Source organism: Caenimonas sedimenti (genome assembly GCF_007833165.1).
GTDB classification, from domain to species: Bacteria; Pseudomonadota; Gammaproteobacteria; order Burkholderiales; family Burkholderiaceae_C; genus Ramlibacter; species Ramlibacter sedimenti.
Map to the genome: position 1 here is coordinate 192,798 of NZ_VOBQ01000009.1, position 15,132 is coordinate 207,929.

A 15,132-nucleotide genomic window follows, 5' to 3' on the forward strand; every position below is an offset into this window, starting at 1 on the left:
TACACTGGCCATCCGCCATGGCCATTCCCCAGGACATCCGCTTTTGCACCACCGCTGATGGGGTTCGCATCGCGACCGCCCAGACCGGCAGCGGGTCGCCGCTGGTGCGCACAGGGACTTGGCTGAGTCACCTGGAACGCGATGTGCAGGATGACAGCGCCAACAGGATCGAGGCACTTTCCAGGCGCCACACCTTCCTGCGCTATGACTCCCGCGGCTGCGGCCTGTCGGACCGGCGGATCCCACCCCTCAAGTTCGACGATTTCCTGTTGGACCTGGAGGCGGTGGTGGCGTCCCGCGGGCTGCGCCGCTTCGCCTTGTTGGGGATTTCGATGGGAGCGGCCATCGCGGTCGCCTACGCGGTCCGCCATCCCGAGCAGGTCTCGCACCTGGTCCTCATGAACGGTTTCGCGCGTTCCTACTTCAGCGCCAGACAAGCGCCGCCCGGAGCGCGGGAGGAAGCGGAGCTGCTGCTTAGGAACGCCGAACTCGGCTGGGGCAACGCCAAGTCGGTCTTCCGGCATGTGTTCGTGGCCCAGATGCTGGGCAACGCCACGGTGCAGCAGCAAGAGGAGATGGCGCGGCGCATGCAGCTCTCCATGACGCCCGAGATGGCCGTGGCCTACCTGAGGAACAACTACGCCATCGACGTCAAGGACGCCTGCCGGCAGGTGACTTGCCCGACCTTGGTCTTCCATTCGCGCGGAGACGAAATGGTGGATTTCGAGCAGGGGCGCAGGATGGCCGGCTACATCCCGGACGCGCGCTTCTTGCCGCTGGAGTGCAAAGGCCATCACATCCTGTCGAATGAACCCGCCGAACAGGTGTTCTACGAGGAAATCGGCAGGTTCCTCGGCGACGAGTCGCGCGGCGCGGGCGCGCACCTTACGCCGCGCCAGTCCGAGGTGCTGCGCGCCGTCGCCGCGGGCCGGGGCGACAAGGAAATCGCGCGGCAACTCGGCCTGAGTCCCCGCACCGTGGAGATGCACGTGGCGGGAGCGATGAAGGCGCTGGATTGCGCCACGCGGGCCGAAGCCGTGGCCAGGGCCACGCAAGCCGGCCTGCTGCCCCACTGACGCGGCCGGTACGGGGGTCGGTACCGTAGCCGCCAGGTGCGGCTACCGTAGTTCGCACACTACTCGGGCGGGCGCCTGAAAACCATACTTTCTCCATCGCACACACACCTTGGAGACAGACATGAACATCGCCCTCAACCCCCTCGCAGCGTTCCCCTTCAGCAGCTGGGTGCGCGCGCTGCGCGGCACGGGGTCGCTGGCCGGCCAGCGCATCGTCCCTGCGGTGCGAGGCCCGCTGACCATCGACAAGGGCGCCACGCTGGTGGTCGGGCGCGCTGCCGGTACCAGCGTCACCTGCGTGAGCGGCAGCCTGTGGATCACGCACGACGGCGACGTCAAGGACGTGCTCCTCGACGCCGGCGATACGTATCACAGCGAGCGGTCCGGTCGCATGCTGGTGCACGGTCTGGCGGCCTCGTCGGCGCGGGTTTCCTGAATCGGCGCGTTGCGCGTCGCCAGCCAGAGGGGCCGCTTCCGCGGCCTTTTTTCATGGGGCAGCTACACTGGTCCGATTCCCACAGGAGCGCTTCTTGAGCATCCGGCAGGACATCCGCTTTTGCAGCACCGCCGATGGCGTGCAGCTGGCCATGGCCCTGTACGGCAGCGGCGCCCCGCTGGTGAAGGCGGCCACCTGGCTCACGCATGTTGAACGCGACCCGGCGAGTGGACTCAACAGCCCATGGATCAAGGAGCTGAGCCGCAATCGCCAGTATGTGACTTATGACGCGCGCGGCTGCGGCTTGTCGTCGCGGCAAGTCACCGACATTTCCTTCGAAGCCTGGGTCAACGACCTGGAAACGGTGGTGGACGTGCTCGGACTGGAGCGTTTTCCGCTGCTGGGAATGTCGCAGGGCGCGCCCATTGCCATTGCCTACGCGGCGCGTCATCCGGAGCGGGTCAGCCAGCTGGTGCTGGTCGGGCCTTACGCCACTTCCTATTTCACTTCGGGCAACCCGGACCCGCGCATCCTGGAAGAGGCCGAGACGCTGCTCAAGGTCATGCAACTGGGATGGGGGCGCGGCGGTTCTGCATTCAGCCGGGTGTTCGTTTCCAAGCTGATGCCCGGAGCCAGCCCCGAACTGCAGCGCGAGTTCAATGACTACCAGGTGGCCACGGCGACGCCCGATGCGGCGGTGCGAAGCCTGCGGGCGATGTACAGCATCAACGTGAAGGAAGAGGCCCGCAAGGTCACTTGCCCCACACTCATCTTCCACGCCCGCAACGACCAGTCGATCAATTTCGAGCAGGGCCGCAAGGTCGCTGCCTTGATCCCGGGCGCGCGTTTCGTGCCGCTGGACAGCGACAACCATCTGCCTTTGCAGGCCGAGGCCTGTTGGCCGCGCGTGTTCCAGGAGATGGGGGAGTTTCTGGGCGACAGCGGCACGGCTGGGACCGCGGGAGCGAGGCTCACGGTGCGCCAGATCGAGGTGTTGCGTCACGTCGCGGCGGGCAAGACCGACAAGCAGATCGCGCGCGAGCTGGACTTGAGCCCCCGCACGGTCGAGATGCACGTGGCGGGCGCCATCAAGGCGCTAGCTTGCGCCACGCGCGCCGAAGCCGTGGCCCGGGCGGGACACGCCGGAATGCTGCCGCACTGAGGAGGGTGCTTGGGCTAAACTATTCATTAATGAATCCATTAAGGAGGTGCCATGGCCCTGCGCGCCAGTGATGTGGTTCCCATCAGTGAAGCCCGCGCGCGGCTCACCGAGTTGGCCGAAGACGTCGTCGGCCAAGGTTCCGAAAAGCTGCTGACCAAGAACGGTGCCAGCTACGTGGCGCTGGTGGATGCCCGCAAGCTGGACTACTACCATGCGCTCGAGGCTGAGCACGCGGGGCTGGTGCTGGTCCAGGGTGCGCTCGAGGGCCTGGAAGACATCGCAGCCGGTCGCGTGCTCAATGAAGCTGAACTCGACCGGGCTGTCGCGCCTGCTCCCGCCGAGTCCCGCAACAAGGCTTGAGACCGCATGACGCTGCCGGTCGATGCGCGCATTCAGGCTGCTCGATCCTTCGTCCGCGACATCCGCTCCGCTGCGGAGTTCTTACACCAGCAAGACAGCACCACTGCCGCGGCACGCTACGACGTGCTGCTGGCGCAGTTGAAGGATGCACGAGAGCACCTGCGCTGGAACCCTGCAGGCGGGCGTCCCGCCCGCTTCCTCGGCGCTGGTTCGACGCAGGGGCAGATGATGGCAGCTCGCGCCCGGACACTCGCCGCCGCGCACGGTGTGCCTCATTTGCGCGAACTTGTCGTGAAGCCGTACGTGCTGCTCTATGCGCACGGAGATGACCTCGTGGTCCTCCTGGCTCTGAAGCACGAGCGCGAACTGCTGTTTCGGCTGCCCTGAAATCGACCGACCCATGCTTGCCCGCCTCGACGCCCCCATTGCCGCCATCGCCACCGCCCCCGGCCGCGGTGCGGTGGGCATCGTGCGCGTCTCGGGCAAGAACATCCAGCCGGTCATCGCCGCGCTCTGCGGCCGCCCGCTGAAGCCGCGCGAAGCGACCTACCTGCCGTTTCGCGCCGCCGATGGCAGCGCCATCGACCAGGGGCTGGCGATCCATTTCCCCGCACCCCACTCCTACACGGGCGAAGACGTGCTGGAACTGCAGGCCCACGGCGGGCCGGTGGTCCTGCAACTGTTGCTGGCGCGCTGCCTGGAAGCCGGCGCCGGCATGGCATTGCGTGTCGCCGAGCCGGGTGAGTTCACGCAACGAGCCTTCCTGAACGGCAAGCTGGATCTGGCGCAGGCCGAAGCCGTGGCCGACCTGATCGATGCATCGACGGAAGCGGCGGCGCGCAGTGCCACGCGCTCACTCGCGGGCGAATTTTCTGCAGAGATCCACACCCTGCGCGACGCGCTCGTGAACCTGCGGATGCTGGTCGAAGCGACGCTCGACTTCCCCGAAGAGGAGATCGACTTCTTGCAGAAAGCCGACGCGGTGGGGCAGCTGCAGCGCCTGCAGGACAACCTGGCGCGCGTGCTCGATCGCGCGCGGCAAGGCGCCCTGCTGCGCGAAGGCATCCAGGTGGTGATCGCGGGCCAGCCGAATGCCGGAAAGAGCTCGCTATTGAATGCGCTGGCCGGCGCGGAGCTGGCGATCGTCACGCCGGTGCCGGGCACCACGCGCGACATCGTGCGGCAGACCATCCAGATCGAAGGCGTGCCGCTGCATGTGATCGACACCGCGGGTTTGCGCGACAGCGTGGACCAGGTGGAGCAGATCGGCATCGAACGGGCCTGGGGGCAGATCGAGAAGGCGGATGCGGTGCTGTTCCTGCATGACTTGACGCGGGCGGGGGAGGCGGCGTATCAGGCGGCGGATGCGGGGATTGCGGCGATCCTGCGCGACAAGCTCGCGGGGGACGTGCCGGTGGTGGATGTGTGGAACAAGGCGGACGTTGTGCCGGACGGCGCCCCCCTCCCAACCTCCCCCCAAAGGGGGGAGGAGCCTGAATTTCCTCCCTCCCCCTCTGGGGGAGGGTCGGGGTGGGGGCACGCGCCCGTCACCCTCTCGGCGAAGACCGGCGCAGGCCTGGCCGCGCTGCGCACGCGCTTGCTCGAAATCGCCGGCTGGCACGCCGCCCCCGAAGGCGTGTTCATCGCGCGCGAACGCCACCTGCAAGCGCTGCGCCGTGTCGATGCGCACCTGATGGAAGCGGCGGCCCTGCTGGCGCTGCAGGCGCAGTCGCTCGACCTGCTCGCCGAAGAACTGCGCCTCGCCCAGAACGCGCTGAGCGAAATCACCGGAGAATTCACGGCCGACGATCTGCTGGGCGTGATCTTCAGCCGCTTCTGCATCGGCAAGTAGGCTGGGTTGCGCGACAGCGCACCCCAGCACACCGGGCGCCGAAAACGCTGGGGTCGCTGTCGCGAACCCAGCCTACTTCTTCTTCCCCTCCCGCACACTCGCATCGATCAACGCATCCACCATCCACATCACCGTCTTCTCCAGCTCGCGGTCGCCCAGGCCCCACATGTCCTTGAGGATGGCGTACGACTCGATGCCGTAGAGCACGGAGAGTGACCGATGCAGCCGGTCGCGCGCCGCCTCTGGCATCGCGAGCGGCTCCAGCGCGTGCTCCAGGATACGGATGCGATGGCCGCGCCGGTACGGCTCCTCCTCCAGCAGGCCCGCGCGCTGCAGTGCCCATTGCTCGAGCGACAACTGCGCCGCCGCGCGCAGCTGCGGCTCGTACTTGCGGAAGCGCGGGAAGGTGGATTTGAAGATCGCATGGACGCGCTCGCGGCCATCGCGATCGTCGTCCGTGAGCTGGCGCACCGGGCCGAGCGAGGCATCGACCACGCTCGTGATCAGCGCGCTGCGCGTGGGGAAGTAGCGGTAGGCGGTGGCACGCGAGACGTTCGAGCGCACCGCCACCTCGGCAATGGAAGGGATGTGGCCGTCCTGCTGGATCAGGTCCATCGCTGTATCCAGCAGTAACTTGAAGGTCGATGCACGAACACCGGTGTTCGGTGGTGGCGGCGCTTCGGTCGGCTGGTATTTTTTAGCTCGTGCCAAGGGTAACTCCGTAGGCGCGGACCGCATTCTCCGGGTTGCTGCTGCGCCGCGCTTGTGCGTATCATGCACCGGCGCGCTTTGAGACTCCAGTCTCATTATGGCCCTGGAGTCTCAAACCACCCGGGAGCCGGCGCGCAAGGCTTCATTGGCAGCGCGGAGGAGACAAACCCATGCGCATCGCAACGTGGCACTGGGGCGGGCGGCTCCAGGCGGGCACCGTCTCGTCGGATGGCCGCGAGGTCACGCCGTTGGCCGTGGCGAACGCGGCCGCCGGCGCGCTCGAAATCATCGAGCGCCTGGCCGCGGGCGAAGGCCTGCCGCGCGAGGCCGGGCCGCGCCTGCCGATGGAAGCCGTCACCCTCGCGGCGCCCATCCCCCTGCCCCGCCGCAACATCTTCTGCGCCGGCCGCAACTACCGCGCGCACGCGGCGGAGCTCGCCACCAGCGTCTTTCGCGACACCCTGCCGGCCGAGGACAAGTGGCCGATCCTCTTCACGAAATTTCCGGAGACGGTGATCGGGCCGCACGACACCGTGCGCCTGCCCGACCCGGCCATCACGCGCGAGATCGACTACGAGTCGGAGCTCGCCGTGATCATCGGCACGCGGGGACGGAACATCTCCCGCAGCCGCGCGATGGACCACGTGTTCGGCTACACCGTGCTCAACGACATCAGTGCGCGCGACATCCAGGTGCGCCACCAGCAATGGGTGCTGGGCAAGAGCTTCGACACCTTCTGCCCGATGGGGCCGTGCATCGTCACGCCCGACGAACTCGACGGGCGCGACACACGAATCCGCGGCTGGCTAATTCCCAAGGGGCCCAAAGGCGGCGCCACCGAGCTGCGGCAGGACGGCCGCACGCGCGACATGATCTTCGACATCCCCACGCTGATCGAGACCTGCTCGCGCGGCATCACGCTGCTGCCGGGCGACATCATCGCCACGGGCACGCCCTCGGGCGTGGGCATGGGCTTCAGCCCGCCGAAGTGGCTACAGGCGGGCGATCGCTTCCGCATCGAGATCGATGGCATCGGCGCCATCGACAACCTCTTCGACTACGCCTGAGGCCCGACGCTGTGACGCTGCACATCATCGATCGCATGGCCGTGGAAGACGAAGGGGAAGGCGATGCCGTGGTTTGCCTGCATGGGCTGGGCGGGACGTCCAACACCTGGACGCCGGTGATGCAGGCGCTGGCGGGCTACCGCGTGATCCGGCCGGACCTGCCGGGCAGCGGGCGGTCCGCGGCAGCTGGAGGCACGCTCACGATCGAGAAGCTGGTCGAGGCGGTGCTCGCCGTCTGTGCCCGCCTCAACGTCTCGCGCGCGCACTTCCTCGGCCACTCGATGGGCACCATCGTTTGCCAGCACCTGGCCGCCGCACAGCCGCGCCTGGTGCGCAGTCTCGCCCTGTTCGGGCCGCTGATCGCGCCGCCCGAAACGGCGCGCGGCAACATCCGCACACGCGCCGAGAAGGCGCGCAACGAAGGCGTCCGCGGCATGCACGAGATCGCACTGGCTCTCGTCAATGCTTCCATCTCGGCCGACACCCGGCAACGCTTGCCCGTCCCCACCGCCTTCGTGCGCGAAAGCCTGACGCGGCAGGACCCCGAAGGCTATGCGCGCAGCTGCGAAGCGCTGGCCGCCGCACCGGCCGCCGCCGTCGAGCGCATTGAAGCGCCGGTGCTGCTGATGACGGGCGACGAAGACGTGGTCGCGCCGCCGCAGTCCGTGCGTGCGATGGCCGAGCGGCTGACCGGCGCCAAGAGCGTCCGCACCGTCGTCCTGCCCCGCTGCGGCCACTGGACGCCGGTGGAGCGTGCTGAGGACTGCGTGCGCGAACTCAAGTCCTTCCTGCCCGCGCAGCGCTGAACAAGGAAATCCGAACATGGCCGACGTGCTCTTCACCAACGCCCGCGTCTTCGACGGCTCCGGTGACGCGCCCTTCCAGGGCGACGTGCTGGTGCAGGGCAACCGCATCACGCGCGTGCAGCGCAGCGCCTTCGGCCAGCGCGCAGCGCCGGTGAACGGCGTCACGACCGTGGATGCGGCGGGGGCGTTCCTCATGCCGGGCATGGTGGAGGCGCACACGCATTTCTCCTGGAACAACCAGCCTTCGCTCGATTCGATCCAGCGCATGCCGCCGGAAGAACACATCCTGTGGTGCGCCGAGGTCGCCAAGGTCTACCTCGACATGGGCTGGACCTCGTGCGTCGGTGCCGCCACGGCCAAGCCGCGGCTCGACGTCGTGATCCGCAACGCCATCAATGACGGCACCATCATCGGCCCGCGCTACCTGGCGGCGAGCCAGGAGATCACCGTGCCGGGCGGCCTGGGCGACACGACGCAGCCGCACCTGCCGCAACCGGAGTTCGCGTTCGGGGCGGTGGTGAGCGGCGCGGAGGAAATGCGGCGCTGCGTCCGCATGTTCTGCAAATACGGCGTCGACACGCTCAAGATCAACCTGTCGGGCGAATCGATCACCGGCATGTCGAGCGAGCGGTCGCAATTCACCGAGACGGAAGTCGCCACCTGCGTGGAGGAGGCCAAGGTCTGGGGCAAGCGTGTCGCCGCCCATGCGCGGTCCACCCACTCCATCAAGCAATGCGTGCGCCTGGGCATCGAGGTCATCTACCACGCCAGCTTCGCCGACGAGGAAGCGCTCGACCTGCTGGAGGCGAACAAGAAGTCGCACTTCATCGCGCCCGGCCTGGCCTGGCTGATCAACACCTGCCACCACGCCAGCGAGTTCGGCATCACGCCGGCCATCGCGCGCGGCATGGGCTACTTCAAGGAGCTGGAGCACGCCATCGAATCCATGAAGGCGCTGCGCCGGCGCGACGTGCGCATCCTGCCCGGCGGCGACTACGGCTTCGCCTGGACGCCGCATGGCAGCAACGCCAAGGACCTCGAGTACTTCGTCAAGCACCTGGGCATGTCGACCACCGAGGCGCTGCTGTCGGCCACCGCCTGGGGCGCACCCATGATGCGCATGGGCAAGGGCCAGCTGGGCGAAGTGAAGGAGGGCTTCCTGGCGGACCTGCTGCTGATCGACGGCGACCCGCTGGCCGACATCACGGTGCTGCAGGACAAGAAGCGGATCCTGGCGGTGATGAAGGACGGCAAGTTCCATCGCGCGCCGCCGATGCGGGCGAACGCCGCAGCGGGCGCGCGGCCCGAAACCACCCGCTGGGCCGCCTGAGGAGGAGCACGAACATGGACAGCACCCTCTTCACCAACGTCCGCATCCTCGAAGGCAACGTCGGCAGCTCCCCCTGGCTGGGCAGCGTGCTGGTCGAAGGCAACCGCATCAAGCGCGTCAGCCGCAGCGGCAGTTCGATCAGCGGTGGCCCGGCCACGGTGATCGATGGTGCCGGCGCCACGCTGATGCCGGGCATGTGCGAGGCGCACACCCACTTCTCCTGGAACGACGCGGCAACCCTGAGCGCCATCCAGAGCATGCCGCTCGAAGAACACGTGCTGTGGTGCGCCAAGGTGGCCAAGCGCTATCTCGAGGCGGGCTTCACGTCCTGCGTGGGCGCCGCCTGCGCCAAGCCGCGGCTCGACGTCGTCATCCGCAACGCGATCAACAGCGGCCAGATTCCGGGCCCGCGCTACCTGGCGGCCAGCCAGGAGATCACGGTGCCGGGCGGCTTGGGCGACGAGACCCTGCCGCACCTGCCGTTCCCGGAATTCAGCTTCGGCGTGAACGTGAACTCCGCCGACGAGATGCGCAAGGCCGTGCGCATGTTCCTGAAGTACGGTGTCGATTCCATCAAGCTCAATCTCTCCGGCGACAACTTCACGCCCGATTCGCCGGCCGAGACCACCTGGATGAGCGACGCCGAGGTGGCCGCCGCCATGGACGAGGTTCGGGTGCGCGGCAAGCGCGGCACCGCGCACGCGCGCTCCGCCGCTTCCGTCAAGCAGGCGCTGCGGCATGGCATCGATGTGATCTACCACGCGAGCTTCACCGACGAGGAAACGCTGGACATGCTGGAGGCCGCGAAGGGCCGCGTCTTCGTCGCGCCCGGCATCGCCATCCTCTACGCGATGCTGCACGAGGCCGAGGCCTATGGCATCACGCATCAGAAGGCGGTGGCCATGGGCTACCAGATCGAATGGGACGCCGCCATCGAATCGCTCAAGGCCATGCACCGGCGCGGCGTGCGCATCCTGTTCGGCGGCGACTACGGCTTCGCCTTCACGCCGCATTGCCAGAACGCACGCGACCTGGAATTCTTCGTCAAGTACCTGGGCTTCACACCGGCGGAGGCGATCCGCTGCGCCACGGTGTACGGCGGCGAAATCATGATGCGCGGGCACGAGCTGGGGCAGGTGAAGGAAGGCTACCTGGCCGACCTGCTGCTGGTGGACGGCGACCCGCTCGCGAACATCGGGATCCTGCGGGATCCGAAGCGGATCCTGGCGGTGATGAAGGACGGGCAGTTCGCGAAGATGCCGGAGACGGATGCGGGGCGCGAGATGCGGTGGGCGGCATGAGCGCTGCACTTTGGCGCTGCGCGCCCCTGGATTCCTGCCTGCGCAGGAATGACGCACGACGGGCTGTCATCCCAGCGCAGGCTGGGATCCAGGAGGTGCCACGATGAGCGCCGTCCTTCCCACCAACGACCTTCAGCGCGGCTGGGCGCCCGGCTGGCAGCGCCGCGCCATCCCCTGGGTGCTCATTGGTGGCCCCATCCTGGTCTTCTCCATCTGGGCCCTGTTCGACAACGCCAAGCTGTTCCTCATCACGCTGTTGAACGGCCTCACGCTGGGCTCGCTGTATTTCATCGTCGCCAGCGGCTTCACGCTGGTGTTCGGCCTGATGCGCAACGTCAACCTGGCGCACGGCTCGCTCTACCTGCTGGGCGGCTACATCGGCTTCATCGTCGCGGAGAAGACGGGCTACTGGGTGCTCGGCATCGCCGCCGGCTTCCTGGTGGCGGCGGTCGCAGGCATCCTGTTGCAGGTACTGGTGCTGCGGCACATGCAGGGCCAGGACCTGCGGCAGACCATGGTGACGATCGGCTTCTCGGTGGTGATCGCGGACCTGTTGATCTGGATCTTCACCGCGCAAGTCCACCAGATGGAGGCGCCCGCCTGGCTGCAAGGGCCGATCCGCGGCATTCCGTTGATCAACGCCTACTCCGCCTACCGGCTCAGCCTGCTGGCCATGGGCATCGTGATCGGCGTCGGGCTCTGGCTGCTGCTGAACCGCACCCGCGTCGGCATGATGATCCGCGCGGGTGTGGACGACCGCGCGATGCTCGCGGCGGCCGGCGTCAACGTGAACCTGGTGTTCGCCATCACCTTCGCGCTGGGCGCCGGCCTGGCGGGCCTGGGCGGGGTGATCGGTGCGGTGGAACTGTCGATGGTGCCGGGCGAGGACACGCGATTGTTGCTGGCGTCGCTGATCGTGGTGATCGTCGGCGGCATGGGCAGCGTGGTGGGCGCGGCGATCGGCGCGGCGATCCTGGGGTTGGCGGAGACCTATGGCCTGGCCTATGCGCCGACCTACAGCGTGGTCTTCACCTTCCTGATCCTGGTGCTGGTGCTGGCCTTCCGGCCGCGCGGGATCATGGGGAAGGCGGCATGAGCGCAGCTCGTTGGCGCAAGGCGATGAACAGCGGTGCGGGCTCCGTAGGCTGGGGTGAGCGCGCAGCCGAACCCCAGCGCTCCGGGGCGGCCGCGCCAAGCTGGGGTTCGCGCGGCTCACCCCAGCCTACGGAAACCGATCCGTACGCGGATCAAGACGCCCCCCGCTGGCTCAAATTCCTCTGGCGTCACCTCGAAGCACGCCACGTCCTGACGTTCCTCGGCCTCGTCCTCTTCCCCTTCGTCGCCTCCCCCTTCATCACCTTCCAGGTCGGCGCGCAATCGCTGGCGCTCGGCCTGGTCGCGCTCTCGCTGATGTTCCTCTCCGGTTACGGCGGCATGGTGTCGCTGGCCCAGATGACGGTGGCCGGCGTCGCCGGCTACACGGTGGCCATTCTCGGCACGAGCGGCACCTCGCTCAGCCTGGGCTGGCACTGGGGCATCGTGCTGCCGTTCGCCCTGGCCATCGCGGTGCTCGCCTCCGCGCTGATCGGCTGGCTCTCGGTGCGCACCGAAGGCATCTACACCATCATGATCACGCTGGCCATGGGCGTGGCCTTCTACTACCTGGCGCTGCAGAACTACTCGGTGTTCAACGGCTTCCAGGGCTTCCAGAAGGTCTACCCGCCCACGGTGTTCGACGTCGACTGGCGCTCGCCGCTGCCCTTCTACTTCCTGGTGCTCACGCTGTCGCTGGCCGGCTACCTGGCGGTCAAGTACATCGCGCGCGCGCCCTTCGGCGTGGCGCTGCAAGGCATCCGCGACAACCCGCGCCGCATGAACGCACTGGGCTACAACGTGACGGCGCACCGGGTCGCGGCGTACGCGGTGGCCGGTGTCCTCGCGGCGGTCGGTGGCATCCTGCTCGTCTGGTACAACGGCCTCATCACCCCCGGCTCGATCGGCACCTCGTGGCTGATCAACATCCTGGTGATCGCGGTGCTCGGCGGCATGCGTCACCCGGTGGGCCCGTTTCTCGGCGCCCTCATCTTCGTGCTGCTGCAGACGTTCGCCATCGACGTGATCGACCGCGAACGCTTCAATCTCGTCATCGGCGGGGTCTTCCTCGCCATCGTCCTGTTTTCCCCCGACGGCCTGCTGGGCCTGTGGGCGAGCGTTCGCGCCCGCCTGCAGCGCAATGGGTCCGTCACTTCATCGATGCGCTGATGCGCACATTCCCAAGGAGACAAGCGTGGTCAAGAAGAGATTCCTGCTGAGCGGCCTGGCGGTGGCCGCGTTTGCCGCTTCCGTCGGCGGAAGCGCCTGGGCCCAGGGCGCGCCCGTGAAGATCGGGTTGCTGGCGACCCTGGAAGGGCCGTTCGCGGCGGGCGGTGCCGACGGCATGCGCGGCGCCGAACTGGCGGTCAAGGAGAAGGGCGGCGTGGTGGCCGGCCGCAAGATCGAGATCATCAAGGCCTCGTCCGACGCCAAGCCCGATGTCGCGGTCAACGCGGCGCGCAAGCTGGTGGAGCAGGACAAGGTCGACATCCTGGTCGGCCCGCTGTCCGGCGGTGAAGGCATCGCGGTCAAGGACTATTCCAAGACCCAGCCGCAGGTGACCTTCATCAACGGGGGCTCGGGGGCGCAGGCGACCACGCTGGAAAACCCCAGCATGAACTTCTACCGCTTCAACACCGAGGGCGCGCAGTGGATGGTGGGCCTGGGCAAGGCCGCGATGGCCAAGGGCTACAAGCGCGTGATGGTCATCGCCGAGGACTACGCCTTCCCCTATTCGCAGGTGCAGGGCTTCATGACCGAGTACTGCAAGGCCGGCGGCAAGGTGCCGTTGAAGGCCTGGGTGCCGCTGGGCGGCAAGGACTACGCGTCCGTCATCGCGCGCATCCCCAAGGATGTCGATGCGCTGATGCTGGTGCTGGGCGGCGCCGACGCGGTGAACTTCCTGAACCAGTACGAAGCGGCCGGCGGCGACAAGCCGATCCTGGGCGGTTCCATCACGGTCAGCCAGGACGTGCTGAACTACCGCGGCAAGCGGCGCGACTCGCTGGTCGGCACGCTGTCCGCCGGCCCGCTGGCCGACGCCTACGACGGTGCCGACTGGAAGAAATTCGTCGAGGCCTACAAGACCAACTACCCGGTCTCCGCCGGCGGCTACCCCAGCCCCTCCCTGTTCGCCTACGTCTACTACGTGAACATGAAGGCGGCACTGGAAGGCCTGCAAGCCGCCAACGGCGATCTCTCGGGCAACCACGCCAAGTACCGCGAAGGCCTGAACAAGATGGTGCTGAAGACGCCCACTGGCGACGTCAAGCTGGACGCCAACCGCCAGGCCATCGGCACCACCTTCGTCACCGAAGTGGTGAAGGACGCCCAAGGCAACCTGTTCAACAAGGTGCTGGCCAAGGTCGACGGCGTCGAGCAGACGCTCGGCATCCCGAAGGCCGAGTTCAAGATCGGCTCGCGCGACGTGCCGGCCTGCCCGTAAGCGAAAGGGCGCGAACCCGTGGCTTCCATCACCACCCTGCGGCCGGCGGCCGGTGCGCGCGCGGCGCGCCCGCTGCCGCCGGTGGCGCTGGCGTCGAACGACGCCCTGGTGCTCGACGACGTGACGCGCAGCTTCGGCGCGCTGCGTGCCGTCGACGGGGTGACGCTGACGGTGGCCGCGGGCGAGAAGCGCGCGATCCTGGGCGCGAACGGCGCGGGCAAGACCACGCTGTTCAACGCCATCACCGGGGACTTCCCGCCCACGGCGGGAAGGATCCGTTTCTTCGGCGAGGACATCACGCAGCTGCCGCCCTACGAGCGCATCCGCAAGGGGCTCCGGCGCACGTACCAGTCCTCCCTTCTTTTTCGTGAGCTGTCGGTGCGCGACAACCTGTTCCTCGCGGTGCGCGGGCAGGCCGGCGGCCGCTACAGCTTCCTGCGGCCCGGGGCCGCCCATGCGTCCCGCGCCGCCACCGAGGAGCTGCTGGAACGCGCCCGCCTCAGCCACATCGCCGACGAATTCGTCGCGAACCTGGCGCATGGCCAGCAGCGGCAGCTGGAGATCGGCATGGCGCTGGCCGGCGCGCCGCGGCTGATCCTGTTCGACGAACCGGCCGCGGGCTTGTCGCCGGCCGAGCGGCGCGAGCTGGTGAGCCTTCTCACCTCGCTGCCCGCCCACATGAGCTACGTGCTGATCGAGCACGACCTGGACATCGCGCTGCGCGTGGTCGAGCAGGTCACCGTGATGCACAACGGGCGCGTGCTGCGGCATGGCACGCCCCACGAGATCGAGAACGACGCGCAGGTGCAAGCCATTTACATGGGGGGCAAGCACTGATGGCCCTCTTCAAGAAAGACGCCCCCGGACCCCTGGCGAACGGCGCGCCGCTGCTGGCCGTGCGCGAGCTGGACGTGTACTACGGCCGCGCCCACGCGCTGCAAGGCGTGACGTTCACGCTGGACCACGGCGTGTACGGCCTGGTCGGCCGCAACGGCATGGGCAAGACGACGCTGTGCAACGCCGTGACGGGCCTGGTGCGCGCCAGCGGCGGCAGCGTGCAGCTCGCGGGCGAGGAGATCCTCGGCCGCAACCCCAACGAGATCACGAAGCGCGGCATCGGCTACGTGCCGCAGGGCCGGCGCGTCTGGCCGTCGCTGACGGTGGACGAAACGCTGCGCCTGGTGGCAAAGCACAAGCGCGAGGTCGAGCGGGTCTACACGATGTTCCCGCGGCTGGCCGAGCGCAAGGCCAACGGCGGGGCGCAGTTGTCCGGCGGCGAACAGCAGATGCTGGCGATCGGCCGCGCTTTGCTGCTGGAGCCGCGCCTGCTGGTGATGGACGAGCCCACCGAGGGCCTGGCCCCGGTGATCGTCGAACAGGTGGCCGAGGCCCTGCGCAAGCTGGCGGCCGACAGCGGCATCGGCATCCTGCTGATCGAGCAGAACCTCGGCGTGGCCATCGCGGTGGCCGACCGCATCGGCGTGATGGTGAAC

Annotated in this window: 15 protein-coding genes and 1 pseudogene; 15 read left to right on the top strand and 1 reads right to left on the bottom strand. The window is 67.9% G+C overall.

Annotation, left to right across the window (positions count from 1 at the left end; all coding sequences use genetic code 11):
• Positions 1-17: 17 nt before the first annotated feature.
• The 6 genes from FN976_RS12540 to mnmE all read left to right on the top strand — a co-directional run bounded on the left by FN976_RS12540 (position 18) and on the right by mnmE (position 4,886).
• On the top strand, positions 18-1,076 hold the full coding sequence (locus tag FN976_RS12540) for an alpha/beta fold hydrolase (RefSeq protein ID WP_145893362.1): 1,059 nt from the start codon (positions 18-20) through the stop codon (positions 1,074-1,076).
• A gap of 121 nt (positions 1,077-1,197) precedes the next feature.
• Entirely contained in the window at positions 1,198-1,512 is a 315-nt protein-coding gene (locus tag FN976_RS12545) for a DUF2917 domain-containing protein (protein WP_145893363.1), read from the top strand.
• Between the two features lie 94 nt (positions 1,513-1,606).
• Positions 1,607-2,674 carry an alpha/beta fold hydrolase gene (locus FN976_RS12550; protein ID WP_145893364.1) on the top strand — a complete coding sequence of 356 codons (1,068 nt, stop codon included), beginning with the start codon at positions 1,607-1,609 and terminating at the stop codon, positions 2,672-2,674.
• A 51-nt stretch (positions 2,675-2,725) separates the two neighbouring features.
• Positions 2,726-3,034, top strand: a complete 309-nt coding sequence (locus FN976_RS12555) for a type II toxin-antitoxin system Phd/YefM family antitoxin (RefSeq protein WP_145893365.1) — start codon at positions 2,726-2,728, stop codon at positions 3,032-3,034.
• 6 nt (positions 3,035-3,040) lie between these two features.
• Positions 3,041-3,421 (top strand): type II toxin-antitoxin system RelE/ParE family toxin, encoded by a 381-nt coding sequence (locus tag FN976_RS12560; RefSeq protein ID WP_145893366.1) that lies wholly within the window; start codon positions 3,041-3,043, stop codon positions 3,419-3,421.
• A 13-nt stretch (positions 3,422-3,434) separates the two neighbouring features.
• Complete coding sequence (gene mnmE, locus FN976_RS12565; RefSeq protein WP_145893367.1) at positions 3,435-4,886, top strand: tRNA uridine-5-carboxymethylaminomethyl(34) synthesis GTPase MnmE; 1,452 nt, start codon at positions 3,435-3,437, stop codon at positions 4,884-4,886.
• A gap of 72 nt (positions 4,887-4,958) precedes the next feature.
• Here mnmE and FN976_RS12570 read toward each other — a convergent pair whose 3' ends face one another.
• A complete protein-coding gene (locus FN976_RS12570; RefSeq protein ID WP_145893368.1) occupies positions 4,959-5,624 on the bottom strand; it encodes a TetR/AcrR family transcriptional regulator in 666 nt (221 codons plus the stop codon).
• Between the two features lie 143 nt (positions 5,625-5,767).
• Here FN976_RS12570 and FN976_RS12575 point away from each other — a divergent pair, with 143 nt between their 5' ends.
• The 9 genes and pseudogenes from FN976_RS12575 to FN976_RS29460 all read left to right on the top strand — a co-directional run.
• Positions 5,768-6,664 (top strand): fumarylacetoacetate hydrolase family protein, encoded by an 897-nt coding sequence (locus FN976_RS12575; protein ID WP_145893369.1) that lies wholly within the window; start codon positions 5,768-5,770, stop codon positions 6,662-6,664.
• Positions 6,665-6,675: 11 nt separating this feature from the next.
• Positions 6,676-7,470, top strand: a complete 795-nt coding sequence (locus FN976_RS12580) for an alpha/beta fold hydrolase (protein WP_145893370.1) — start codon at positions 6,676-6,678, stop codon at positions 7,468-7,470.
• 16 nt (positions 7,471-7,486) lie between these two features.
• Positions 7,487-8,800, top strand: a complete 1,314-nt coding sequence (locus tag FN976_RS12585; protein ID WP_145893371.1) for a metal-dependent hydrolase family protein — start codon at positions 7,487-7,489, stop codon at positions 8,798-8,800.
• Positions 8,801-8,814: 14 nt separating this feature from the next.
• Positions 8,815-10,101, top strand: coding sequence for a metal-dependent hydrolase family protein (locus FN976_RS12590; protein ID WP_145893372.1), 1,287 nt, complete (start codon positions 8,815-8,817; stop codon positions 10,099-10,101).
• Between the two features lie 103 nt (positions 10,102-10,204).
• Complete coding sequence (locus tag FN976_RS12595; RefSeq protein ID WP_145893373.1) at positions 10,205-11,197, top strand: branched-chain amino acid ABC transporter permease; 993 nt, start codon at positions 10,205-10,207, stop codon at positions 11,195-11,197.
• Positions 11,194-12,363 carry a branched-chain amino acid ABC transporter permease gene (locus tag FN976_RS12600; RefSeq protein ID WP_222432805.1) on the top strand — a complete coding sequence of 390 codons (1,170 nt, stop codon included), beginning with the start codon at positions 11,194-11,196 and terminating at the stop codon, positions 12,361-12,363. Before FN976_RS12595 ends, FN976_RS12600 begins: the two co-directional genes overlap by 4 nt.
• Positions 12,364-12,388: 25 nt before the next feature.
• Positions 12,389-13,639 (top strand): ABC transporter substrate-binding protein, encoded by a 1,251-nt coding sequence (locus FN976_RS12605; protein ID WP_222432806.1) that lies wholly within the window; start codon positions 12,389-12,391, stop codon positions 13,637-13,639.
• Positions 13,640-13,657: 18 nt separating this feature from the next.
• Positions 13,658-14,476, top strand: a complete 819-nt coding sequence (locus FN976_RS12610) for an ABC transporter ATP-binding protein (RefSeq protein WP_222432807.1) — start codon at positions 13,658-13,660, stop codon at positions 14,474-14,476.
• A pseudogene (locus tag FN976_RS29460) lies at positions 14,476-14,976 on the top strand (ABC transporter ATP-binding protein); the annotation flags it as partial. The gene FN976_RS12610 and the pseudogene FN976_RS29460, both read left to right, overlap by 1 nt.
• Positions 14,977-15,132 lie beyond the last annotated feature (156 nt).